This window comes from Acidovorax radicis N35 (assembly GCF_000204195.1).
GTDB lineage: Bacteria > Pseudomonadota > Gammaproteobacteria > Burkholderiales > Burkholderiaceae_C > Acidovorax > Acidovorax radicis.
In genome coordinates this window covers 443,834-464,273 of sequence record NZ_AFBG01000018.1, presented here as the reverse complement: position 1 = coordinate 464,273, position 20,440 = coordinate 443,834, and the positions used below count along the sequence as shown (strand labels likewise).

Annotated in this window: 24 protein-coding genes; 16 read left to right on the top strand and 8 right to left on the bottom strand. The window is 66.8% G+C overall.

Annotated features, from left to right (window positions below):
* Window positions 1-60 precede the first annotated feature (60 nt).
* The 3 genes from mfd (at window position 61) to ARADN35_RS0107760 (ending at window position 5,049) form a co-directional block, all read left to right on the top strand.
* A complete protein-coding gene (mfd, locus tag ARADN35_RS0107770) occupies window positions 61-3,537 on the top strand; it encodes a transcription-repair coupling factor (RefSeq protein WP_010460810.1) in 3,477 nt (1,158 codons plus the stop codon).
* A 77-nt stretch (window positions 3,538-3,614) separates the two neighbouring features.
* Window positions 3,615-4,295, top strand: coding sequence for a hypothetical protein (locus tag ARADN35_RS0107765; RefSeq protein WP_010460808.1), 681 nt, complete (start codon window positions 3,615-3,617; stop codon window positions 4,293-4,295).
* Window positions 4,279-5,049: an alpha/beta hydrolase gene (locus ARADN35_RS0107760; protein ID WP_081474580.1), complete on the top strand. Its 771-nt coding sequence runs from the start codon at window positions 4,279-4,281 to the stop codon at window positions 5,047-5,049. The genes ARADN35_RS0107765 and ARADN35_RS0107760 overlap by 17 nt, the downstream gene beginning before the upstream one ends.
* A gap of 136 nt (window positions 5,050-5,185) precedes the next feature.
* Here the strand turns inward: ARADN35_RS0107760 and ARADN35_RS0107755 are convergent, their stop codons facing one another.
* Window positions 5,186-5,785 carry an ATP-dependent Clp protease proteolytic subunit gene (locus ARADN35_RS0107755; protein ID WP_010460803.1) on the bottom strand — a complete coding sequence of 200 codons (600 nt, stop codon included), beginning with the start codon at window positions 5,783-5,785 and terminating at the stop codon, window positions 5,186-5,188.
* An 87-nt stretch (window positions 5,786-5,872) separates the two neighbouring features.
* Between ARADN35_RS0107755 and ARADN35_RS0107750 the strand changes: the two genes are divergently transcribed.
* The 3 genes from ARADN35_RS0107750 to ARADN35_RS0107740 all read left to right on the top strand — a co-directional run bounded on the left by ARADN35_RS0107750 (window position 5,873) and on the right by ARADN35_RS0107740 (window position 7,644).
* Entirely contained in the window at window positions 5,873-6,664 is a 792-nt protein-coding gene (locus ARADN35_RS0107750; RefSeq protein WP_010460801.1) for a sigma-70 family RNA polymerase sigma factor, read from the top strand.
* A gap of 163 nt (window positions 6,665-6,827) precedes the next feature.
* Entirely contained in the window at window positions 6,828-7,310 is a 483-nt protein-coding gene (locus ARADN35_RS0107745) for a MerR family transcriptional regulator (RefSeq protein ID WP_010460798.1), read from the top strand.
* Entirely contained in the window at window positions 7,237-7,644 is a 408-nt protein-coding gene (locus ARADN35_RS0107740; RefSeq protein ID WP_010460796.1) for a carboxymuconolactone decarboxylase family protein, read from the top strand. Before ARADN35_RS0107745 ends, ARADN35_RS0107740 begins: the two co-directional genes overlap by 74 nt.
* A 117-nt stretch (window positions 7,645-7,761) precedes the next feature.
* Here the strand turns inward: ARADN35_RS0107740 and ARADN35_RS0107735 are convergent, their stop codons facing one another.
* The gene (locus ARADN35_RS0107735) at window positions 7,762-7,980 is read right to left on the bottom strand and encodes a hypothetical protein (protein ID WP_010460793.1); all 219 of its coding nucleotides are present in this window, start codon (window positions 7,978-7,980) and stop codon (window positions 7,762-7,764) included.
* Between the two features lie 365 nt (window positions 7,981-8,345).
* On the opposite strand from ARADN35_RS0107735, the gene phnD reads away from it, so the two are divergent.
* The 6 genes from phnD (at window position 8,346) to ARADN35_RS0107700 (ending at window position 14,664) form a co-directional block, all read left to right on the top strand.
* The gene (phnD, locus tag ARADN35_RS0107725; protein WP_010460791.1) at window positions 8,346-9,404 is read left to right on the top strand and encodes a phosphate/phosphite/phosphonate ABC transporter substrate-binding protein; all 1,059 of its coding nucleotides are present in this window, start codon (window positions 8,346-8,348) and stop codon (window positions 9,402-9,404) included.
* A 146-nt stretch (window positions 9,405-9,550) separates the two neighbouring features.
* Window positions 9,551-10,264, top strand: a complete 714-nt coding sequence (serB, locus tag ARADN35_RS0107720) for a phosphoserine phosphatase SerB (protein WP_010460790.1) — start codon at window positions 9,551-9,553, stop codon at window positions 10,262-10,264.
* Between the two features lie 22 nt (window positions 10,265-10,286).
* A complete protein-coding gene (locus ARADN35_RS0107715; RefSeq protein ID WP_010460788.1) occupies window positions 10,287-10,871 on the top strand; it encodes a redoxin domain-containing protein in 585 nt (194 codons plus the stop codon).
* A 166-nt stretch (window positions 10,872-11,037) separates the two neighbouring features.
* A complete protein-coding gene (locus tag ARADN35_RS0107710; protein ID WP_010460785.1) occupies window positions 11,038-11,502 on the top strand; it encodes a (2Fe-2S)-binding protein in 465 nt (154 codons plus the stop codon).
* The gene (locus ARADN35_RS0107705) at window positions 11,499-13,610 is read left to right on the top strand and encodes a xanthine dehydrogenase family protein molybdopterin-binding subunit (RefSeq protein WP_010460783.1); all 2,112 of its coding nucleotides are present in this window, start codon (window positions 11,499-11,501) and stop codon (window positions 13,608-13,610) included. Before ARADN35_RS0107710 ends, ARADN35_RS0107705 begins: the two co-directional genes overlap by 4 nt.
* Before the next feature lie 31 nt (window positions 13,611-13,641).
* Window positions 13,642-14,664 carry a helix-turn-helix transcriptional regulator gene (locus ARADN35_RS0107700; protein ID WP_035197345.1) on the top strand — a complete coding sequence of 341 codons (1,023 nt, stop codon included), beginning with the start codon at window positions 13,642-13,644 and terminating at the stop codon, window positions 14,662-14,664.
* Window positions 14,665-14,716: 52 nt separating this feature from the next.
* Here ARADN35_RS0107700 and ARADN35_RS0107695 read toward each other — a convergent pair whose 3' ends face one another.
* Window positions 14,717-15,259, bottom strand: a complete 543-nt coding sequence (locus ARADN35_RS0107695; protein ID WP_010460779.1) for an RrF2 family transcriptional regulator — start codon at window positions 15,257-15,259, stop codon at window positions 14,717-14,719.
* Window positions 15,260-15,349: 90 nt separating this feature from the next.
* Between ARADN35_RS0107695 and ytfE the strand changes: the two genes are divergently transcribed.
* Together ytfE and ARADN35_RS26035 are read left to right on the top strand one after the other, a co-directional pair.
* Window positions 15,350-16,117 (top strand): iron-sulfur cluster repair protein YtfE, encoded by a 768-nt coding sequence (gene ytfE / locus ARADN35_RS0107690; protein WP_010460777.1) that lies wholly within the window; start codon window positions 15,350-15,352, stop codon window positions 16,115-16,117.
* The gene (locus ARADN35_RS26035; protein ID WP_010460775.1) at window positions 16,114-16,575 is read left to right on the top strand and encodes a group III truncated hemoglobin; all 462 of its coding nucleotides are present in this window, start codon (window positions 16,114-16,116) and stop codon (window positions 16,573-16,575) included. Before ytfE ends, ARADN35_RS26035 begins: the two co-directional genes overlap by 4 nt.
* Before the next feature lie 50 nt (window positions 16,576-16,625).
* Here the strand turns inward: ARADN35_RS26035 and ARADN35_RS28260 are convergent, their stop codons facing one another.
* Complete coding sequence (locus ARADN35_RS28260; RefSeq protein WP_010460774.1) at window positions 16,626-16,799, bottom strand: LiaI-LiaF-like domain-containing protein; 174 nt, start codon at window positions 16,797-16,799, stop codon at window positions 16,626-16,628.
* A 191-nt stretch (window positions 16,800-16,990) separates the two neighbouring features.
* On the opposite strand from ARADN35_RS28260, the gene ARADN35_RS0107675 reads away from it, so the two are divergent.
* A complete protein-coding gene (locus ARADN35_RS0107675) occupies window positions 16,991-17,197 on the top strand; it encodes a hypothetical protein (protein ID WP_010460772.1) in 207 nt (68 codons plus the stop codon).
* Between the two features lie 144 nt (window positions 17,198-17,341).
* On the opposite strand, the gene ARADN35_RS0107670 is transcribed toward ARADN35_RS0107675, so the two are convergent.
* The 3 genes from ARADN35_RS0107670 to ARADN35_RS0107660 are packed head-to-tail and all read right to left on the bottom strand — an operon-like array spanning window position 17,342 to window position 18,439.
* Window positions 17,342-17,569 carry a DUF3820 family protein gene (locus ARADN35_RS0107670; RefSeq protein WP_010460770.1) on the bottom strand — a complete coding sequence of 76 codons (228 nt, stop codon included), beginning with the start codon at window positions 17,567-17,569 and terminating at the stop codon, window positions 17,342-17,344.
* 40 nt (window positions 17,570-17,609) lie between these two features.
* The gene (locus ARADN35_RS0107665; protein WP_010460769.1) at window positions 17,610-17,972 is read right to left on the bottom strand and encodes a translation initiation factor Sui1; all 363 of its coding nucleotides are present in this window, start codon (window positions 17,970-17,972) and stop codon (window positions 17,610-17,612) included.
* On the bottom strand, window positions 17,969-18,439 hold the full coding sequence (locus tag ARADN35_RS0107660; protein WP_010460766.1) for a DUF2721 domain-containing protein: 471 nt from the start codon (window positions 18,437-18,439) through the stop codon (window positions 17,969-17,971). Before ARADN35_RS0107660 ends, ARADN35_RS0107665 begins: the two co-directional genes overlap by 4 nt.
* 234 nt (window positions 18,440-18,673) lie before the next feature.
* Here ARADN35_RS0107660 and ARADN35_RS0107655 point away from each other — a divergent pair, with 234 nt between their 5' ends.
* The gene (locus ARADN35_RS0107655; protein WP_010460765.1) at window positions 18,674-19,954 is read left to right on the top strand and encodes a DEAD/DEAH box helicase; all 1,281 of its coding nucleotides are present in this window, start codon (window positions 18,674-18,676) and stop codon (window positions 19,952-19,954) included.
* 51 nt (window positions 19,955-20,005) lie between these two features.
* Here ARADN35_RS0107655 and ARADN35_RS26030 read toward each other — a convergent pair whose 3' ends face one another.
* Complete coding sequence (locus ARADN35_RS26030) at window positions 20,006-20,350, bottom strand: DUF6172 family protein (RefSeq protein ID WP_010460762.1); 345 nt, start codon at window positions 20,348-20,350, stop codon at window positions 20,006-20,008.
* Between the last annotated feature and the right edge of the window lie 90 nt (window positions 20,351-20,440).

The following is a 20,440-nucleotide window of genomic DNA, read 5'->3' as shown; positions in this document are numbered from 1 at the left end:
GCCCGTGCGCGTTTTGCGCCCCTGGGGATGCGGCGGGCCCAGACGACACACACCGTCCGCATGGAACTGCCCAAACTCTCCCCCGGAAAACGCTTCACCCTGCCCCGCCCCGTGGGCAGTGCCGACTCCCTGCTGCTGGCCCGCCTGGCCGAACGTGACAAGGCCGCAGGACGCACCACCGCCATCGTCACGGCCGACGCCACGGATGCGCAGCGCCTTATCGAGGAAATGGCGTTCTTCGCGCCATCGCTGCGCTGCGCGCTGTTCCCGGACTGGGAGACACTGCCCTACGACACCTTCTCGCCGCACCAGGACCTGATCAGTGAGCGGCTGGCCACTCTGTGGCGCATCAGCCAGAAGGACAAGGACACCGGGGCCGACGTGGTGCTGGTGCCCGCCACCACGGCGCTGTACCGGTTGGCGCCGCCGTCCTTTTTGGCGGGGTATACCTTCCACTTCAAGGTCAAGCAAAAGCTCGACGAAGCCAAGTTCAAGGCCCAGCTCACGCTGGCGGGCTACAGCCACGTGTCGCAGGTGGTCAGCCCCGGCGAATACGCGGTGCGCGGCGGGCTGATCGACCTGTTCCCCATGGGCTCGCTGGTACCGTACCGCGTGGACCTGTTCGACGACGAGATCGACAGCATCCGCACCTTCGACCCCGACAGCCAGCGCAGCCTGTACCCCGTGCCCGAAGTGCGCCTGCTGCCCGGGCGCGAGTTCCCCATGGACGACGACGCGCGCGCCAAGTTCAGGAGCCGCTGGCGCGAGATGCTCGAGGGTGACCCGACCAAGAGCCGCATCTACAAGGACATGGGCGCGGGCGTGGCCACCGCGGGCATCGAGTACTACCTGCCGCTGTTCTTCGATGAAACAGCCACGGTGTTCGACTACCTCGGGTCAGAAGCCACCGTGGTGCTGCACGGCGACCTGGAGCCCGCCTTCCAGCGCTTCTGGCAGGACACGAAAGACCGCTTTCGCCTGGTGCAGGGCGACCCCGAGCGCCCGGTGCTGCCGCCCGAAGAGCTGTTCCTCTCGGCCGACCAGTTCTACACGCGCGCCAAGGAGCATGCCCAGCTGTCCATCCGCCCCGGAGTGGAGGACATCGCCGACAACCCGCACTTCCAGAAGCTGGGCGACCTGTCGGTGGTGCGTGGCGCCGAAGACCCGCTGGCCCGCCTGCATGCCCACATCCGCAACACGCCGCACCGCGTGCTGCTGCTGGCCGAAAGCGCGGGCCGGCGCGAGAGCCTGCTCGACTTTCTGCGCGCGAGCGGGGTGAACCCGCCGGCCTTCGACTCGCTGGCCGAGTTCCAGGGCACGGCCGACGAAAAGGTGGGCATTGCGACTGCCGGCCTCACCGTGGGCTTCAGCTGGATCGAGGACGGCATCGACTTCGTCACCGAGACCGAGCTCTTCGCTGCCGGCCCCACCACGCGCCGGCGCAAGAAGCAGGAGCAGGTGAGCGACGTCGAGGCGTTGATCAAGGACCTGGCCGAGCTCAACGTGGGCGACCCCGTGGTGCACAGCGCCCACGGCATCGGCCGCTACCGCGGCCTGGTCAACATGGACGTGGGCAATAAGAACCCCGACGGCACGCCCGCCATGCAGGAGTTCTTGCACCTCGAATACGCCGACAAGGCCGTGCTCTATGTGCCCGTGAGCCAGCTGCAGCTCATCAGCCGCTACACCGGCGTGAGCGCCGACGAAGCGCCGCTGCACAAGCTGGGCAGCGGCCAGTGGGAAAAGGCAAAGCGCAAAGCCGCCGAGCAGGTGCGTGACAGCGCGGCCGAGTTGCTCAACATCTATGCCCGCCGCGCGGCGCGCGAAGGCCACGCATTCCGCTACAGCCCGCAGGACTACGAGACTTTTGCCAACGACTTCGGCTTCGAAGAAACCGCCGACCAGAACGCCGCCATCCACGCGGTGATCCAGGACATGATCAGCCCCCGCCCCATGGACCGCCTAGTCTGCGGCGACGTAGGCTTCGGCAAGACCGAGGTGGCCCTGCGCGCGGCCTTCGTGGCCGTCACGGGCGGCAAGCAGGTGGCCTTCCTCGCGCCCACAACCCTGCTGGCCGAGCAGCACTACCAGACGCTGGTGGACCGCTTCAGCAAGTGGCCGGTGAAGGTGGCCGAGGTGTCGCGCTTTCGCTCGGGCAAGGAGATCACCGCCGCCATCAAGGGCATCGGCGACGGCACGGTGGACATCGTGGTCGGCACGCACAAGCTGCTCAGTGAATCCACCAAGTTCCACAACCTGGGCCTCTTGATCATCGACGAGGAGCACCGTTTCGGCGTGCGCCACAAGGAGCAGATGAAGGCCCTGCGCGCCGAGGTGGATGTGCTCACCCTCACGGCCACGCCCATCCCGCGCACGCTGGGCATGGCGCTGGAAGGCCTGCGCGACCTGTCGGTCATCGCCACCGCGCCGCAGCGGCGCCTGGCGATCAAGACCTTCGTGCGCAACGAGGGCACGGGCGTGATCCGCGAGGCGGTACTGCGCGAACTGAAGCGCGGCGGGCAGGTCTACTTCCTGCACAACGAGGTGGAGACCATCGAGAACCGGCGCCAGAAGCTCGAAGAGATATTGCCCGAGGCCCGCATCGCCGTGGCGCACGGCCAGATGCCTGAGCGCGAGCTCGAACGCGTGATGCGCGACTTCGTGGCCCAGCGCTACAACATCCTCTTGTGCTCGACCATCATCGAGACCGGTATCGACGTGCCGACGGCCAACACCATCATCATGAGCCGCGCCGATAAGTTCGGCCTGGCGCAGCTGCACCAGCTGCGCGGCCGCGTGGGCCGCAGCCACCACCAGGCGTACGCCTACCTCATGGTGCCCGACACCGAGGGCCTGACCAAGCACGCCGCCCAGCGCCTCGATGCCATCCAGCAGATGGAGGAACTGGGCAGCGGCTTCTACCTGGCCATGCACGACCTGGAGATCCGCGGCGCCGGCGAGGTGCTGGGCGAGAACCAGAGCGGCAACATGCTGGAGGTGGGCTTCCAGCTGTACAACGAGATGCTCAACGAAGCCGTCAAGGCGCTCAAGGCCGGCAAGGAGCCGGACCTGCTCTCGCCCCTGTCGGTCACCACCGACATCAACCTGCACGCCCCCGCCCTGCTGCCCGACGACTACTGCGGCGACGTGCACCTGCGCCTGTCGTTCTACAAGAAGCTGGCCACCGCCAAGAACCCCGACCAGATCGACGGCCTGCTCGAAGAGATCGTGGACCGTTTCGGCAAGCTGCCGCCGCAGGCCCAGACCCTCATCGACGTGCACCGCCTGCGCGTGCTGAGCCAGCCCTATGGCGTGGTGAAGGTGGATGCCGCTCCGGGCGTGATCAACATCACCTTCAAGCCCCAGCCGCCCATCGACCCGATGCGCATCATCGAGCTCATCCAGAAGAACAAGCACATCAAGCTGGCGGGCAACGAAAAGCTGCGCATCGAGCGCGAGCTGAAGGAGCCTAAGGACCGCGCGCAGATGGTGCGGGACATCCTGCGGTCGCTGGGGCAGCCGGTGGTTGCTGTCTAAAGGTTTTTGGATCAAATTGGCCTCTAGCGCTTATCCATAAAGCGCTGCTAGCTATCAATAGCGTAGTAAACAGAACCATGTGGCTGGAAGCCGCCCTCGCCCTCGTCGCTCTGGTTGCCGCCCTGGCGGCGCGGCCCTGGCGCATATTGGCCAGCCGCAAGCCCCTGGCACCCGAGGCCTTTGGCACGCCATCTGCGTTGTGGACACCGCTGCTGGCCACGCTGGTGTTTCTGCCCTGGATGTGGGCCCTGCCCACGCTGCACCACATGCCGCTGCAACTGCAGTGGTCGGGCGCATGCCTGGTGCTGCTCATGCTGGGTTGGCCGCTGGCCGTGCCGACGTTGCTGGCGGTGGGCGCCATCGCGGCGTTGGTCTCACCCGGCCTAGGCGTGTGGGATGCACTGGGCATGGCCGTGTGGCAGGGCGTGGTGCCTGCCACGCTGGCGCTGCTGCTGGGGGTGGCGCTGCGCCGCCTGGCCGGGGCACGATCGCTTGCGGGCGTGCGCGCCTTCGTCTATGTGCTGGGGAGGGGCTTTCTGGGTACGGCGCTGTGCCTGTTCGTGGCAGGCACGCTGTCGCAATGGAACGGCCACACGCTGCCGGGCGTGGGTGGCCAGCTCTCGCTCGTGGCGCGCTGGCTGATGGCCTGGGGGGACGCGGTGGTCACCGGCATGCTGTGCGCAGTGTTCGTGGCGTTCAAGCCCGAATGGCTGGCTACCTGGTCGGACGATCTGTACCTCCATGGCGAAAAAAACTGACGCCCGGGAGGCAGCTGCGCCAGCCGCCGTGCGCACGGCTTTTACCGTGGCCTATGGCGCCCACTGGCTGCATGGCAGCACCTGGGGCCGCACGGCCGCTGCGGTGCCGCGCCTGGTGTCCCTGCACGGCGGCGGTGCGGCCACCGACCACCGCCGCATGGACTACCTGCTCCAGCCCCTGGCCGCCCAAGGCTGGGCCGGCTCAGCCTTCGACTTCGTGGGCCATGGCGCCACGGGCGGCAGCCTGCTGGGCTCCAGCCTGGCCGACCGCCAGGCCCAGGCGCAGGCCGTGGCGGCCCACCTGGACCTGGGGGCCGCACGACCGCCCCTGGCCCTGATCGCCTCCAGCATGGGTGGCCACACGGCCTGCCAACTGCTGGATGCGCTGCGGCCCCGCGCCCTGGTGTTGTTCTGCCCCGCGGCCTACACGCCGGTGGCCGAGCACCAGCCCTTCGGCCCGGCTTTCCAGCAAACCCTGCGCACCACCACGGACTTCACCGACGCTCTGGCCTGGACGGCATTGCGGCGTTTTCGCGGCCGATTGCTGCTGGTCTGGGGTGCACAGGATGTGGTGATCCCGCTCGCCGTCATCCAAGGCTACGGCCAGGTCGCCACCGCCGCACGCAGCGTGGATGTGGTCCAGTTGCCCGGCGCGGGCCACGCCCTGCACGCCTGGCTGCAGGCCCAGCCCGTGGCGGCCCTGGCGCTGCAGCAGCGCATCGCCGCCCTGCTGGCGGCGGCCGAGCAGGACTGAGCCGCCCGGCCCCTGCCCCGGCCAAAACCGGCCCTGGGCCACGCCCGCCGAGACGGACACGGGACTTGCGGATGGCCCCGCATGGCACCGTGCCGGCGGACACCCTCGACAAGCGATTTCCTACGCGGCAAAGGGCTCAAGCGCCCCGCAGCTCGGTCTTGCGCTCGATGATGCGCGTGATCAACCCATACTCCACCGCCTCCTCGGCCGGCAGCCAGCGGTCCCGCTCGATATCGACCAGCACCACTTCCAGCGGCTTGCCGGTCTCGCGCGCGATGGTGCGTGCGATGCGCTCGCGGGCCTTGAGGATCTCCTGCGCCTGGATGGCGATGTCACTGGCGGGCCCACCCGTGCCACCACTGGGCTGGTGGATCAGGAAGCGCGTGTTGGGCAGGCAATACCGCCGCTCGCGGGGCGCCGCCAGAAAAAGATGGGTGGCCGCGCTGCCGACCCAGCCAGTGCCGATCATGTTCACCGGCGCAGCGATAAAACGCAGGATGTCGTGAATGGCATCGCCCGATTCGAGATGGCCTCCGGGCGAACTCACCAAAACATCGATGGGATCGGCGCTTTCAGCGTCCAGCGCAATGAGCCGGCGCGTCACATCCGCCGCCATGGCGTCGGTGACGGTGCCAAAGATCAACAGGGTGCGCGCCTTGAAGGCTTTTTCTTCCAGGTAAGACGTGCGTGGCTCGGTGCTGCGGGATGGCTCGGGAGTGTCTGGGGTGGTGTTCATGGAAAGGTCCGGGGAGTTGAACTGCCTTGACGAACGAGACGAGGCTTGCGTGACACACAGCCCGCTGGCCTATGGCAAGATTTGCCGATGCACGATGACCGCCTGCGTCCCCTGATCGAAGCCAACCGCCACCGCTTGGTGCGTGCCGCCACCCGCCTGCTGGGCCCGGCAGAGGCAGAAGATGCCGTGCAGGACGCTTATGTCCGCGCACTGGAAGTGGGCGCCACACCTGAACTCAACGCCGCACAGGCCTGGCTGCTCACGGTGGTGCGCAACCTGTCCATCGACCGCCTGCGGCGGCGCCAGTGGATGCAGCATTGGCTGGCGGAGGCCAACGATGCCCGCAACGGCGTTGAACCCGCGCACACCTCTGCCGAAGAGGATGCAGCGTTGGCGCAAGAGGCCACCCGAGCGCTGCGCCACCTGGCCGCCCACCTGACACCGGCCGAGGGCGCCGCCGTGCTGCTGCACGAAGTGTTCGAGGCCAGCCATGCAGAGATCGCCCTGGCCAGCGGCAAGACCGAGGCCGCCAGCCGCCAACAACTGCGGCGGGCCTTGCTGCGGCTGCGGCAGTCGGGCGACACACCGCAGCCCGAGATCGACTCCGGTGAAGAGACGGTTTTGCGGCGCTACCTGCAGTCACTGCAATGGCGAGACCCACAAACGCTGTGGGCCATGCTCAACCAGCCGCCGATCAGCGCGCTGGCGGGGTTCCACGCGATGGCCGTGCCCGGCGCGGTGGCTCCACGCACCACCACCAGCGGCGTGGTGCAGATGGGCGGCCAGCTGGGCCTGGTGCTCACGCTCGACGGCGTCATGCTGTGTGTGCTGCCGCTGGGTGTGCAAGCGGCATGCGACCTGGAAGCCGCGCTGCGGTAAGAACCTGTTCTGGCGGCTGCAATCACCGGGCAGCGGCTGTGCCAACTGCCTGCACCGTCACGAAGACTTGGCCCCGTGCCCCCTCAACGCTGATCGACAGCGACGGGACAAGCCGTCAATGAGCGCTTGACTTAGAGTGCACTCCAACTTTCAGAATGTTCCCATGGCATCCCTCCTCACCATTGCCGAAGTCGCAAAACGCACCGGCCTGACCGCGCACACCCTGCGCTACTACGAGCGCGCAGGTCTGATCGCGCCCGTAGCGCGTGCGCCCGGTGGCCAGCGCCGTTATGCGGCTTCGGACATGGAATGGATCGGATTCCTGCTGCGCCTGCGCGAGACCCAGATGCCCATCGGGCAGATGCAGGCCTTCGCGCGGCTGCGCAGCGAAGGGAACACAACCACCCCCGAGCGGCGCGAGCTGCTGGAGCAGCATCTCGCGCAAGTGCTCGCCACGATCAGTGCCATGCAGCAGGCCGCACAGGCGCTTCAAGCCAAGATCGCGCACTACCGGGATCTGGAAGCTTCCCTTCGCCACACGCCACAACCGTCACCCAGCCAAGGAAGCACCCATGTCCCCCGAAACCAATCCACGTTATCTCCAGGGCCTCGCCAAGTTGCGCGAGATCGACGGACAAGCCGGTGAGCACGTCATTGCCAGCCTTGCCGACATTGCCCCCGACTTCGCCCGCTATCTGATCGAGTTCCCCTTCGGCGACATCTATTCCCGCCCCGGGCTGGACCTGCGCAGCCGCGAGATCGCGGTGGTGGCCGCGCTCACGGCACTCGGCAACGCAGCACCCCAACTCAAAGTGCACCTGCAGGCGGCGCTGAACGTGGGCGTCACACGCGAGGAAATTGTGGAAGTCATCATGCAGATGGCTGTCTACGCGGGCTTCCCTGCGGCACTCAACGGGCTGGCAGCGGCGCGCGAGGTGTTCGCAGCGGCCGATGCCCCAGCAGAAACGGCGGCTGCCTAAACCTCCGCCCTGCCGCCAAAAGCACCGCGCAAACGGCCACAGCCACGTGGCGAATACCCCCGTGGCAGGCGGTATCGCTGCGCGCGCGTCAACCCGCCAGCGACAGGGCGGGCTGCGTCAACCCAGCGCCAGACTGCCGGCATCCAGCGCCGGAGGGCGCAACAGGTCTTCGTCGATGCCCATCACCCGGCTGGCACGCTCCACGGCCTGCCACAGCGGCGCGGGCATCTGAAGAATCTCTTCGGGCGAGGCAGAGCGTGCGATCCATGCACTGATCTCCCCGTGCTGCTCGCTCGTCAGCAAATCCAGGTTCAGCATTTCGTCAATGGTCTTCATCGGGGCTTGTTAGCTTGTTGGTTGATTGGGGCTGGCCCCCATGGACCACCGCTGAGGCTACCTGACAAACATGCTGTCCGCAGCGTCGATCTCAAGCCCGGCCGAATCGCTCAGCCCCCCTCGCCGCCAGCATTGAGCGGCAATCATTAATCCCATAATCACCAACATCTTTACCACAGTATTTATACCAAGCATTATTGAAAGCCAATTGAAAGATAACCATTATCCAAGGGTTCTCACCGATTTGCGCGCATGGCGCCACTGCCACTATATTCCACACCAATGCCAAAAACCTGATCAACGGATTTAAAGCAGTCATTATCCGGCGTGCCGGATTTCAGCAAATAATCTTGAGGAGATTTTCAATGGTGCATGTCGACGCGCATTGGAGCCGCAGACGCTGGCTGGTTGCCGGCGGGCTGTTGTCGTTGGTGCCGCCTTGGGGCCACGCCGCTCCATCGTCGCCATCTGCCACCGCTGCAACAGGCGACACGCGCAAATCGCCACTCGTGTTTGCAGTGATCACCCCCAGAGGCTCCGACGCCGCTGTGGCGGCCTGGACATCCTTTGTGAAAAGGGTGTCGCAGGAGCTGGGGCAGCCCATCACCCTCAAGGCATGGGTATCGCCCGACTCAGCCGCGTTGGCGAACGCATTTGCCAATGGCGAGATCGACCTGGCCTGGGTGGGCAACTCCGCAGCACTGGCGGTGGTGGAGCGGGGTGTGGGCGAGGTCTTTGCCCAGATGGTGACCGACACCGGCAGTACCGGTTACCACGCCATCATCGTGACGCACAAGGACAGCGGCCTCAAGACCCTGGACGCGGCCCAGCAGCCCGGCAAGGGCCTGGTCTTTGCCGATGGCGAGACCAAGAGCTTCTCGGGCCACCTGGTGCCGCTGTACTACGCCTTCGTCAAGCGGGGTATCAACGACCCGGCCAGCCTTTACAAGGAGGTGCGGCGCGGCAGCCACATCGACAATCTGACCCTGGCCGCGCAACGCAAGGTGGACCTGGCCACCGCCAATGATGAAGAACTCAAGATGTTCAAGGCCAAAGATCCGGACCTGGCCAGTCAACTGAATATCCTGTGGACATCGCCGGTAATACCACAATCTCCGTTGATCTGGTCGACAGCCCTTTCGCTGGATTTGCGCCGCAGGATTCAACAGGTGATTACTTCTTTCGGGAAGCGCAATGCGCTGGACGAGGAAGTATTGAAACAGGTCAACAACCTTTCAGCCTTCAGAAAATCCCGAAACTCCCAGCTCATCACCGCTGGCGACATCGACATGTTCGTGGCGTGGCAGCAGGTCAATCGCAGCAAGGACCTGTCCGAGGCCGAGAAAGCCCAGCGCATCCGCGCCATCAGCGAACGGGCTTCGCGCCTGGAGCTGCGCCTGAAGCTCCCGCCCAGCGTGCTGTAGCAGGGCACACATTGCAGACCGAAGGGCAGGTAGCGGGCACCCGGACGCAGATGCCGACCTTCGCCCGCCGCCGCCTGTGGCAATCGGCGCGGGCGATACCATTGCGGGTTGTGCACCCCCGATAAAAACGAACCCCACGTTCTGCCATGACCCACGCTACCGAATTCGCCCCCGGCCTCGTCATCCAGGGCATCACGCCCCCGCTGTCCCTGTCGAGCTACAAGCTCATCGCGTTTGACATGGACTCCACCCTCATCAACATTGAGTGCGTGGACGAAATCGCCGACGCCGCAGGCCGCAAGGCCGAGGTGGCCGCCATCACCGAAGCGGCCATGCAGGGCGTCATCACCGATTACAAAGAGAGCCTGCGCCAGCGCGTGGCCCTGCTCAAGGGCGTGACGGTGCAGCACATGGAACAGGTGTTCACCGAGCGCCTGCGCTTCAACCCCGGTGCCAAGGAGCTGATCGCCGCCGCCAAGGCCGCAGGCCTGACCACGCTGCTGGTCTCGGGCGGCTTCACCTTTTTTGCCGACCGCGTGAAGGCCGGGCTGGGCATTGATTTCGCCCGCTCCAACATGCTCGAAGTGCAAGATGGCCAACTCACCGGCCGCATGGTGGACCAGGCCTGGGGCGACATCTGTGATGGCGCCGAAAAGCGCCGCACGCTGCTGGAAGTGGCCTCGCTCATGGGCATCTCGCCCCAGCTGGCGATTGCCGTGGGCGACGGAGCCAATGACCTGCCCATGATGGGCGCGGCCGGCCTGTCGGTGGCCTACCACGCCAAGCCCGCCGTGCGCGCGCAGGCCAAGGTGGCCATCAACCAGGGCGGGCTGGACCGGCTGCTGGAAGTGCTGCGCTGATTCGCAACACCACAGCCCCGCCATGCTGAAGGCCCTTGCCACCCGTGCCGCGCAGTCCTTGCGCAAAAGCTGGAGGCAGCACCTGGCCACCCTCGCGCTCGCCTGGATCGCCATCGTGGCGATGGACACCTGGCGCACGCGCGACCTGCCCCAGGGCCCTGCGCCCGATGTGGCGCTGGTGATGGCCCCCAGCGCTGGCGCCGCCGCCCCCACCACCCTGGCCCAGTGGCGTGCCCAGCACCCCGGCCAGGCCGTGGCCGTGCACTTCTGGGCCGAATGGTGTGCAGTCTGCAAGCTCGAAGAGCCCAGCATCGCCAGCCTCTCCTCCGACTGGCCCCTGCTGGGCGTGGCCATGCAGTCGGGCAACGCCGAGCGGGTGGCCCAGGTGCAACGCCAGCGCGGCATGCCGTGGCCCACGGCGGTGGACCCGCAGGCCACCCTGTCGCGCAGCTGGGGCGTGCGCTCCGTGCCCGCGCTGGTGGTGATCGACGCGCATGGCCAGGTGCGGTTTGCCACCTCGGGCTACACGCCCGAATGGGCGATGCGCCTGCGGCTGTGGTGGGCGCAGACCATGCCGCAGTGGAATGCATTGCTTCCAAAACAATAGCTGCTTGCGCTTGATGGACGCGCGCAGACGGCCATTTTGACCACTATTTTTTGCTCCGCCGGGCGCCCTATGCCCTGATGCGCCCCGCGCTGCGTCTGGCGCAAATCTTCAAGACTCGCCACCCCCGTCCTTTGCACACTGGCCCCGTCACACCCACGGAGGCCTCATGCACATCACCCTGAACCAACAAACCCAGCCGGTGCCCCCCGGCTGGGAGGACGAACCCCTGCTCTGGCTGCTGCGCGAGCCCCTGGGCCTCACGGGCACCCGCTTTGGCTGCGGCATGGGCCAATGTGGCGCCTGCACCATCCTCATCGACGGCGTGGCGCAGCGCGCCTGCCTGCAGACGGCACGCGGGCTGCAGGGGCACTCCATCACCACCATCGAAGGCCTGGCGGCACCCGACGGCACGCTGCACCCCGTGCAACAGGCCTGGCTGGACCTGCGCGTGCCCCAGTGCGGCTACTGCCAGAGCGGCCAGATCATGGGCGCCGTGGCCCTGTTGCGCGCCTCCCCCCGTCCCACCGATGCGCAGATCGACACCGCCATGTCGGCCCACCTGTGCCGCTGCGGCACCCAGCACCGGGTGCGCGCGGCCATCCACCAGGCTGCTGAGGGTGTGAAGCCATGAAGCGCCGCCAGTTTTTGGCAGCGGCAGGCGCCGGGGTACTCACCGTCACGCTCGCGGGCTGCAGCCTGGTGCCGGTGATCCCCAAGCGCCCCACTTCCACCGCCGATGACGCGCTGGGCTGGATACGGCACGAAAACGGCCGCTACACCCTGTGGCTGCCCAGCGCCGAAATGGGCCAGCAGATCAGTGCTGCGCTGCAGGGCCTGGCCGCTGCCGAGCTGGGCGTGCCGCCCGCGCAGGTGCATCTGCAACTGCCCAGCACCCGCCACATCGCCCGCGTGCGCGCCACCGTGGGCAGCGCCAGCGTGCAGGACTTTGCCTTGCCCCTGGCCCGTGCCTGCGCAACGCTGCGCGAGGCCCTGGCGCAAGGCCAGACCACGGGCACGCTGGCCGTGCATGACATCCCGGCCAATGCGCTGCGCAGCCTGCAACCGCGCACCGGGGCGGCCAAAACAACGCCTGCGGCACCGGGCCAGCTGCACGCCCTCGTCACCGGCCAGCCGCTGTTTGCGGGCGACACGCGCCTGCCCGGCCTGCTCTATGGCCGCGTGCTGCGCGCACCGGTGTCGGCCGAAATCACCTCGCGCCCCCAGGCGTGGGACGAAACCGCTGCCCGCGCCGACCCCGCCTGCGTAGCCGTGGTGCAGCACCCGCGCCTGTTGCAGATGGGCAGCCAGGGGCTCGGCATCGTGGCCCGCACCCCCTCGGCGCTCGACCGCATCGAAGCCGCGCTGGCCGTGCAATGGCAAGTGGAAGATGGCAGCGCATTCGAGCAGGCCGCCATCGACGAGCGCATCGACATCGACACCCACCTGCGCCGGGGCCCGCTGCAGCACTGCCTGCGCAAGGACGACCTGCCCACCGACACCACCTGGACGCTGGACCTGCGCATGGACGTGCCCCTGGCCGCCCACGCCCCCATCGAGCCCCGCAGCGCCACGGCGCACTGGCTGGCCGACGCAGACAAAGAGGGCATCGCCCTGAAGGTATGGGCGGGCACCCAAGACCTGTTCTACATGCGCGATGTGCTCGCACGCCAGCTGGGACTGGATGCGGAACGCATCGATGTGCAGGCCTGCCGCATCGGTGGCGGCTTTGGCGGCCGCACGCTGTGCACGGTGGAGCTGGAAGCCGCCGTGCTCGCCCAGGCTGTGGGGGCGCCCATCAAGGTGCAATGGAGCCGCGCGCAGGAGTTTTCCCAGGGCTTTCAGCGCCCACCCTCCAGCCACCGCGTGCGGGCACGGGTGCAAGGCGGGCGCATCACGCACTGGTGGCACGCCTTTGCCAGCAGCCACATCCTGTTCACACCCGCCGCCATGCCGGTGTGGATGCAGAACCTGGCCGACCTGGTGGGCGACAGTGGTGTGGCACGCGGCGCACAACTGCCTTATGACGTACCCCAGCAGCGCATCGAGTTCACCGCCCAGCGCCTGCCCGTGCACACCGGACCCTGGCGCGGACTGGGTGCGGGGCCCAACACCCTGGTGGTGGAAAGCGCCATGGACGAATGCGCGCGCCACGCAGAGGCAGACCCATTGGACTGGCGCCTGCAACACACCACCGATGCACGCCTGGCCCAGGTGCTGCGCAGTGCCGGTGCTGAATCCAGATGGCCAGAGCGCCCCGCCAGCGACGCCACCACCCTGCGCGGGCGCGGCATCGCGGGCGGCATCTACAAGGGCGCGAGCTACGCCGCCGCCGTGGCCGATGTGGAGGTGCAACGCGCCACCGGGCAGGTGCGCGTGGTGGCGCTGTGGTGCGCGCACGACTGCGGCCTGGTGCTGCAGCCCGACGGCGTGCGCGCACAGACCGAGGGCAACCTCGTGTGGTGCCTGGGCATGGTGCTGCACGAGCAGTTGCCCATCGCCCGCTCGGGCGTGGCCGCCGCCAGCTTTGCCGACTACCCGCTGCCACGCATGGGCGACATTCCGCCGCTGCATGTGCACCTGATCGACAGCAGCGCGCCGCCCACCGGTGCCGGAGAAACCGCCATGGTGGCCGGGGCCGGAGCGATCGCCAACGCGCTGCGCGACGCCACCGGCGTGCGTTTTGTCCGCCTGCCGGTGCGCAGCGCGGATGTACTCCGTGCCCTGGGCGCGCACGGCTGAACGTCCCAACAAGCAACGGCACAATCCGCCCATGCAAGACTTTGCCAGCGCCGCCATGGTCCGCCTGCTGGTGCGCGCCATGCGCGCGCAGGGCCTGGACCCGCCGCCGCCAGGCCTGGACGGGCTGCAAGGCAGCCATGTACCGCTGGTCTACAAACGCAGCGTGGTCGAAGCCGTGTTGCACCAGGGCGGCCTGGGCACACTGCTCCAGCTGGCACAGCGGGTAGACCTGCTCGCGGGCGACCCCGTGCACCGCGCACTGCTGGGCGCGACCTGCGTGCCCGAGCTGCTGACACGCTGGCAACGGCTGGAACGGTACGTACATTCGCGCCACCAAGTCAGCATCCTGGCCAGCGCACCCGGCACCCTGGCGCTGCACCACCATGCCCGCCCCGGCGTGCTTGAAACGCCCCTGCCCACGGAAAGCCTCGCCGTGCTCGGCGTGCTGGTGGGTGCCAGCCGGGCCCTGGGCGAGCGCGGGTTGCGGGTGGAGATCGGCGCGCCCGAGGCCGCAGGCCACCGCGTGAACCTGCGGATTGGAGTCCCTGCCACCGCGCCAACCGAGCTGCACGCGCAACTGGCACCGCTGGCCGCGCAAGGGCAGATGGGCCATTGGACCTTGCGTTGGGAAGTGCACACAGACGAAGGCAAGGCCCCCGTCGCCCCCGCCCTGGAGCCCCAGCCCGCCACCCACCTGTGCGACGCCCTGCCCTGGCCGCCGCTGGCGCACCAGCTGGCGCGCCATGTGCTGCAGGACCCGGCAGCGCAGCACACGGTGGATGCACTGGCCCAGCACACGGGCCTGGCCCGCCGCAGCCTGCAACGGGCGCTGACCGAACGCAGCCTGAGCTGCCGCCACATCGTGACCGAGGCACGCGCGCGTCTGGCGGCCCAGTGGCTGCTGGACAGCCCACATGGCCTGGCAGAAATCGGGTTCGCCTGCGGCTTTGCCGACCAGCCCCACTTCACACGCGAGTTCGCCCGCCACGTGGGCCTGACACCCGCGCGCTATCGGCAGGCCTTTGCAGGGGTCATTGCGTCCAGCGGTGGATAACTACAAATTAAATAGCTAAAAACCCATATCCATCAAGCGCTAGCAGCCATTTTTATTCAATTTCTGATGCTGCCGATGACAACCCCGCCACCGGCAAGCTCCGGCGCGGCGTGGCGCCGTTGCGTGGCAGCGCCACGGTGGGCAGCAGGGCACGCACAGCGCCCCCGCCCGCCGATGCAGGCCCAGCAGGGGGGGCCATCAGATCCTCCAGCGTCACGCCATCCAGCACCGCCAGATAGGCCTGCATGGCCTGCCAGAGCACGCCTTTGAGGCGGCAATGGCTGCTCAAGCGGCACTGGTTGGTGGCAGGGTCAAAACACTCCACCAGGTTGAAATCGGTTTCGGTGGCGCGCACCACCGCACCGATGTTGATGGCGGAAGCGGGCAGCATCAGCCGCATGCCGCCGCCCCGCCCGCGGGTGGTCTCCAGCAGGCCCTGTGCAGACAACTGCTGCACGATTTTCATCAGGTGGCTGCGCGAAATGCCGTAGCCCTCGGCCACCTCGGTGATGGTCACCGGCTGCTCGCGGCCTTCGGTGGCCGCGCAGTACATGAGCACGCGCAGCGTGTAGTCCGTCCATTGGGTCAGGCGCATGGAATTTGCCCCAGGTCAATTAAAAGATGTATCTCGTTGGAATTTTATTGGATAAAATATTCACATCAAATGAATCTTTAAAGGACCACCATGAACGCCCGCGTTGATCATCTGGAAGCCGCTCCTCTCGCCCCCGCCCCCCTCAGCACCGAGCAGCAGATCGGCCAGATCGCGGTGCAACTGCCGGGCGCCACCGCCGTGTTCCGGCGGCTCAAGCTCGACTTTTGCTGCGGCGGCCAGGTCAGCCTGGCCAAGGCGGCTGCCGACAAGGGGCTGGATGCCAACGCCGTGCTGGCAGAACTGGCAGCCCTGCAACGCAGCGATGCCGTGCCCGAAGCCGCATCGCCCAGCGCGCTCATCGACCACATCCTGGTCCGCTACCACGAGGTGCACCGGGCCCAATTGCCCGAACTGATCCGCATGGCCCGCCGCGTGGAAGCCGTGCACCGCGACAACCCGCATGTGCCGGCCGGGCTGGCCGACCACCTCGAAGAAATGCACGAAGAACTGCTGTCGCACATGCTCAAGGAAGAACAGGTGCTGTTCCCCATGCTCAAGGCCGGCAGCAACCCGTTTGTGGGCCAACCCATTGGCATGATGCGCGCCGAACATGTGGACCACGGCGAAGCACTGGACAAGCTCAACGCCTTGACCAACGACGCCACGCCCCCCCAAGGCGCCTGCAATACCTGGCGCGCGCTGTATGCGGGCATTGCCCAGCTGGGCGATGACCTCATCAACCACATCCACCTCGAAAACAACGTGCTGTTCCCCCAGTTTGAAGCCAGCGCGGCCCCCTCGCAGGGTTGCGGTCCGTCAGGTTGCGCCTGCAGCGGTGGGGGCACACTGCAGGCATGAACCTGCAAACCACGTCACCCGAGGGTCTTGGGGCACACGCACCACCCAGCGTGGAAAGCATCACGCGGCTGGTGCATGGTTTTTATGGCGATGTGCGCCAGGACCCGCTGCTGGGGCCTGTGTTTGAAAAAGCCCTGCACGGCCAATGGGACACCCACCTGCAGCGGTTGGTGGACTTCTGGAGCACGGTAGCGCTGGGCACGCGCAGCTTCAAAGGCGATGTGTTTGGCAAACACATGGCGCTGGAGGGCGTCACGCCCGCCCACTTTGCCGCCTGGGTGGGACTCTGGCAGCAGCACACCAGCCGCCTGTTTGCCCCCGAGGTGGCGCGCGACCTGCAAGTGGCAGCACACGGGATTGCGCGCAACCTGTTCCGGGGCTACTTTGGCACCGATCCGGCGTTTGTGCCGCCCCTCAGCGAAGACAACGGGCACGGGCCGCAGCCTCGGGACGGCTGAAAGGCAAAGGGGCTTTTACCCCGCCGACATCTTCGCGCCTGTGCCAAGGCCTATTTGCCCTTGGTCCCCGGTGTGAAAAACAACGCCAGGCCCACCGCAATCAGCGCCACGGGCCACCACACCCGCAGCAGTTCGCGCAGGCTGATGCTGATCAGCCCGAGATTGGTCAACAGAAAAAACACGCCCAGCACGACCAGAACGATCGCAGCAATATTGCCCTTCATGTGTATTCCCTCGGAGTGGTGAGTTGGTATGGGATGCGATTATGGCGGCATGCAGACTGCACTGGAGACCCGAAAGCTCAAGACCGTGAAGCTGGCAGCAGCGCGCCACCGGCGGCGCCAATGGCATGCCTCCACGCCCCGAACGCGGGTGAGAGTTCATACTGAGGCTCTCAAAAAATCAGGAGAACAGCATGACCCAAAACGCGGACATCGTCCTTGCGCGGGAGCTCTATCGCGCCAGCGAACTCGCCACGAAACAGGTGATAGAAGCCCAGAGTCTGGCGAAGGATCTGTTTCCCGGAGCCGACCACTCGCGCGCCGATATTCTCGCCATCGCGCAACTCATTGCGATCAACTACGCTGGCTTGTACTGCAACACAGGCCAACAAAAGGGCTGACGGGCGCGCAGCCCCATCCCGCGTGGTGCCTGTGGCTGGTGCAAGGACCTGCACGGGCTTGGCAGATCCTCCGCGTTCCCTGGCCAAGGCACGGGCCGATGCGCATCGTGCATCACGCAGGCGCGCGCCCCGCGCAACCAACGATCAATTTTCCAGCCCGCGCGCCCCACGCAACGGTTTAAGCAGGTCTGACAAACCATTGTGGTCAATCTCGTGCATCAGCGCCAGCAACTGGCCCAGCTCGCCTTTGGGAAAACCCTCGCGCGCAAACCAGTTCAGGTAGTTGCCCGGCAAATCGGCCAACACCGTGCCTTTGTATTTGCCATAGGGCATCTGCAGGGTGACCAGACGCTGGAGTTTTTCGGTGTCCATCACGGTGCCTCCTTGCGGGCCTTCTCACGCAGCCCGCGCATCAGCCGCCCGCGCGCTTGACCTTGTGGCCCAGCTTCTGCAGGGCGGCCATCACGCGCTCCACATGGTCGCCCTGGACTTCGATCACGCCGTCCTTCACCGTGCCGCCGCTGCCACAGGCGGCCTTGAGCTGCTTGCCCAGTTGCTCCAGCGCGGCCCCGTCCACCAGCACGCCCTTGACCAAGGTCACGGCCTTGCCGCCACGGCCCTTGGTTTCGCGCGAGATACGCACAATGCCATCGCCCGTGGGCAGGGGTTGGTTCTGCTGGCAGGTGCACTGCGCCACGGGTTGGCGGCAGCCGGGGCACATGCGGCCCGACTCGGTGGAATACACCAGGCCGCCCAGGTCGGCAAACGACTTCATGGCTTTTTCCCTTCCACCTCTTGCTGCAACATGTGAAAGTTGAGCAACCGGGTGGCCAGCAGCGTCTCGGTCAGAAAACACACCAGCGCCAGCAAAAACGACGCTACGCCTGCCAGAAAGCCCCCCACGGCGAACCGGCTGGACTGAAAGTCGGTCGTCTCCCCCAGGAACAGCAGGATGATGGTGGTGCCAATCAGGAACGCGCAGAACGTGAGCAACCCGATACAGCCGTTTGCCAACCGCCCGCGCAGCCGCAGGTCGGCCAGCTCGTTGTAGGCGCGGGCCAGAAACTCGGGCTCGGTGTTGGCGCGGGCGCGGTCTTCCACCACGCGGGCCCGGTCGATGATGCGGGCCAGGCGGCCCGCAACGGCACCGATCATGCCGGACACGGCCGTGAGCAAAAACACAGGGGCCACCGCCAGCTGGATGCCGTGGGTGATGGCAGAGGAGTCGAGGGTCAGAGCCATGGGTGTAGAAAAATGGGGAAAGGTCGGCGAACCGCCGGTGGCTCGATTATCGGTGGCGACCGCACAGGACGAAAACCAATCCCAGTGAGCCCAACACCCCGCGATGCGCCAGCGGCGCGGCAACTGCTGGCCCCATGCGCAGGCCACAGTGGCAACTGCGGCGACAATCTCTCCATCTTTTCCCGTTCGCGCTGTCGTGCGTTGCCTTTTCAACGCCGCTCCAGCGCCGCACCCATGCCCTTTGCCTCCCTCGGTCTGTCCCCTGCCCTTGTCCACGCTGCCGAAAAAGCGGGCTTTTTAGCGCCCACGCCCATCCAGGCGGGCGCCATCCCGGCCATCCTGCAAGGGGCTGACCTGCTGGGCGCAGCACAAACGGGTTCGGGCAAAACCGCCGCTTTCGCGCTGCCCCTTCTGCAGCAACTGCAGCTGAGCGCCACCAGCGGCCCGCGCCGCGTGCGCTCCCTGGTGCTGGTGCCCACGCGCGAACTGGCCGCCCAGGTGGGAGAGGTGCTGCGCAGCCTGGCCCAGCACCTGCAGCAGCCGCTGAAGGTGGCCATCGTGTTCGGCGGGGTGTCGATCAACCCGCAGATGCTCGGCCTGCGCGGCGGCGCCGACATCGTGGTGGCCACCCCGGGCCGCCTGTTGGACCTGGTGGAGCACAACGCGCTGCGGCTGTCCGCAGTGGCACACCTGGTGCTCGACGAAGCCGACCGCCTGCTGGACCTGGGCTTCGCCGAAGAGTTGACGCGTGTGCTGGCGCTACTGCCCGCCCAGCGGCAGAACCTTTTCTTTTCAGCCACCTTTCCCGCCGCTGTGCAGGCGCTGGCGGATGGCCTGCTGAAAAACCCGGTGCGCGTGGAGGTGCCCCACACCCCAGGCAACGAGCCCGCCATCGAGCAACGCGCCATTGCGGTGGACGCGGTGCGCCGCACCCAGCTGCTGCGGCACCTGGTCAAGGAACACAGCTGGTCGCGCGTGCTGGTGTTTGTGGCCACGCAATACGCAGCCGAGCACGTGGCCGAAAAGCTCTACAAGGCGGGCATCTTTGCCACGCCTTTTCACGGAGGCCTGAGCCAGGGCGCGCGCAAACAGGTGCTGCAGGAGTTCAAGGACGAACGCTGGCAGGTGGTGGTGACCACCGACCTGGCGGCACGCGGCATCGACATTGCGCAGCTGCCTGCCGTGGTCAACTACGACCTGCCCCGTTCGGCAGTGGACTACGTGCACCGCATCGGCCGCACGGGCCGCGCGGGTGAGAGTGGTATGGCCGTGAGCTTTGTGACGGCCGATGCCGAAGCGCATTTCCGCCTGATCGAAAAGCGCCAGCATCTGAGCCTGCCGCGCGAACAGATTGCAGGCTTTGAACCCACCGAGGCCCCTCCGCCCGCATCGGCCACCGATCCCCAGGGCACCGGCGGCATCAAAGGCAAACGGCCCAGCAAGAAAGACAAGCTGCGCGCCGCAGCAGCAGCCACGGCGGAATCCGCCCCCACCGCCCACAAAAAAGGCTCCTGAAAGGAGCCTTTGGAAGAACGGTGCAGGGCGGCCGCCAAGGTGCCGGCAGGTTCAGGCCGCTTCGTCGCCTTCGTCCATGCCATCCCCCTCAGCGCCTTGCGCCTCGCCCGGCAGCCGTGGCTTGCGCTTGGCGGGCTTGGCCAGGACTTCGACATAGAACTGAGCACCGCCTTCGGCCGCCACCTCATTGATGAGGCCGGTGAGGGCCGACAGGTGTGCCACCACAGCCTCTTCTTTGGTGCGGCCAAACTGGCAGTCAAAGTCCCAGAAGTCGGCGCCTTCGGGGAGGTCGCGGCGCCGTTCGCGCTTGATGTACTTGCGGATTTCGTGCTTGACGGCATCCAGAACGCGGTCGCGGTTCTTGCCTTCAACGTGGAGTTGGAAAGTTTTTCTCATGGGCGATGGTACCGCCTGCCGCAGACATGGATTCCAATCCAGGCACCCAAGTGCCACAATGGAGCATTACTTTTGGTTACCGTCAAGCCC

What these genes read in the sequence shown, in the direction of transcription:
- mfd (WP_010460810.1), top strand. Translation starts at nt 61, where the DNA reads ATGGAACTGCCCAAACTCTCCCCCGGAAAACGCTTCACCCTGCCCCGC.
- ARADN35_RS0107765 (WP_010460808.1), top strand. Translation starts at nt 3,615, where the DNA reads ATGTGGCTGGAAGCCGCCCTCGCCCTCGTCGCTCTGGTTGCCGCCCTG.
- ARADN35_RS0107760 (WP_081474580.1), top strand. Translation starts at nt 4,279, where the DNA reads ATGGCGAAAAAAACTGACGCCCGGGAGGCAGCTGCGCCAGCCGCCGTG.
- ARADN35_RS0107755 (WP_010460803.1), bottom strand. Translation starts at nt 5,785, where the DNA reads ATGAACACCACCCCAGACACTCCCGAGCCATCCCGCAGCACCGAGCCA.
- ARADN35_RS0107750 (WP_010460801.1), top strand. Translation starts at nt 5,873, where the DNA reads ATGCACGATGACCGCCTGCGTCCCCTGATCGAAGCCAACCGCCACCGC.
- ARADN35_RS0107745 (WP_010460798.1), top strand. Translation starts at nt 6,828, where the DNA reads ATGGCATCCCTCCTCACCATTGCCGAAGTCGCAAAACGCACCGGCCTG.
- ARADN35_RS0107740 (WP_010460796.1), top strand. Translation starts at nt 7,237, where the DNA reads ATGTCCCCCGAAACCAATCCACGTTATCTCCAGGGCCTCGCCAAGTTG.
- ARADN35_RS0107735 (WP_010460793.1), bottom strand. Translation starts at nt 7,980, where the DNA reads ATGAAGACCATTGACGAAATGCTGAACCTGGATTTGCTGACGAGCGAG.
- phnD (WP_010460791.1), top strand. Translation starts at nt 8,346, where the DNA reads ATGGTGCATGTCGACGCGCATTGGAGCCGCAGACGCTGGCTGGTTGCC.
- serB (WP_010460790.1), top strand. Translation starts at nt 9,551, where the DNA reads ATGACCCACGCTACCGAATTCGCCCCCGGCCTCGTCATCCAGGGCATC.
- ARADN35_RS0107715 (WP_010460788.1), top strand. Translation starts at nt 10,287, where the DNA reads ATGCTGAAGGCCCTTGCCACCCGTGCCGCGCAGTCCTTGCGCAAAAGC.
- ARADN35_RS0107710 (WP_010460785.1), top strand. Translation starts at nt 11,038, where the DNA reads ATGCACATCACCCTGAACCAACAAACCCAGCCGGTGCCCCCCGGCTGG.
- ARADN35_RS0107705 (WP_010460783.1), top strand. Translation starts at nt 11,499, where the DNA reads ATGAAGCGCCGCCAGTTTTTGGCAGCGGCAGGCGCCGGGGTACTCACC.
- ARADN35_RS0107700 (WP_035197345.1), top strand. Translation starts at nt 13,642, where the DNA reads ATGCAAGACTTTGCCAGCGCCGCCATGGTCCGCCTGCTGGTGCGCGCC.
- ARADN35_RS0107695 (WP_010460779.1), bottom strand. Translation starts at nt 15,259, where the DNA reads ATGCGCCTGACCCAATGGACGGACTACACGCTGCGCGTGCTCATGTAC.
- ytfE (WP_010460777.1), top strand. Translation starts at nt 15,350, where the DNA reads ATGAACGCCCGCGTTGATCATCTGGAAGCCGCTCCTCTCGCCCCCGCC.
- ARADN35_RS26035 (WP_010460775.1), top strand. Translation starts at nt 16,114, where the DNA reads ATGAACCTGCAAACCACGTCACCCGAGGGTCTTGGGGCACACGCACCA.
- ARADN35_RS28260 (WP_010460774.1), bottom strand. Translation starts at nt 16,799, where the DNA reads ATGAAGGGCAATATTGCTGCGATCGTTCTGGTCGTGCTGGGCGTGTTT.
- ARADN35_RS0107675 (WP_010460772.1), top strand. Translation starts at nt 16,991, where the DNA reads ATGACCCAAAACGCGGACATCGTCCTTGCGCGGGAGCTCTATCGCGCC.
- ARADN35_RS0107670 (WP_010460770.1), bottom strand. Translation starts at nt 17,569, where the DNA reads ATGGACACCGAAAAACTCCAGCGTCTGGTCACCCTGCAGATGCCCTAT.
- ARADN35_RS0107665 (WP_010460769.1), bottom strand. Translation starts at nt 17,972, where the DNA reads ATGAAGTCGTTTGCCGACCTGGGCGGCCTGGTGTATTCCACCGAGTCG.
- ARADN35_RS0107660 (WP_010460766.1), bottom strand. Translation starts at nt 18,439, where the DNA reads ATGGCTCTGACCCTCGACTCCTCTGCCATCACCCACGGCATCCAGCTG.
- ARADN35_RS0107655 (WP_010460765.1), top strand. Translation starts at nt 18,674, where the DNA reads ATGCCCTTTGCCTCCCTCGGTCTGTCCCCTGCCCTTGTCCACGCTGCC.
- ARADN35_RS26030 (WP_010460762.1), bottom strand. Translation starts at nt 20,350, where the DNA reads ATGAGAAAAACTTTCCAACTCCACGTTGAAGGCAAGAACCGCGACCGC.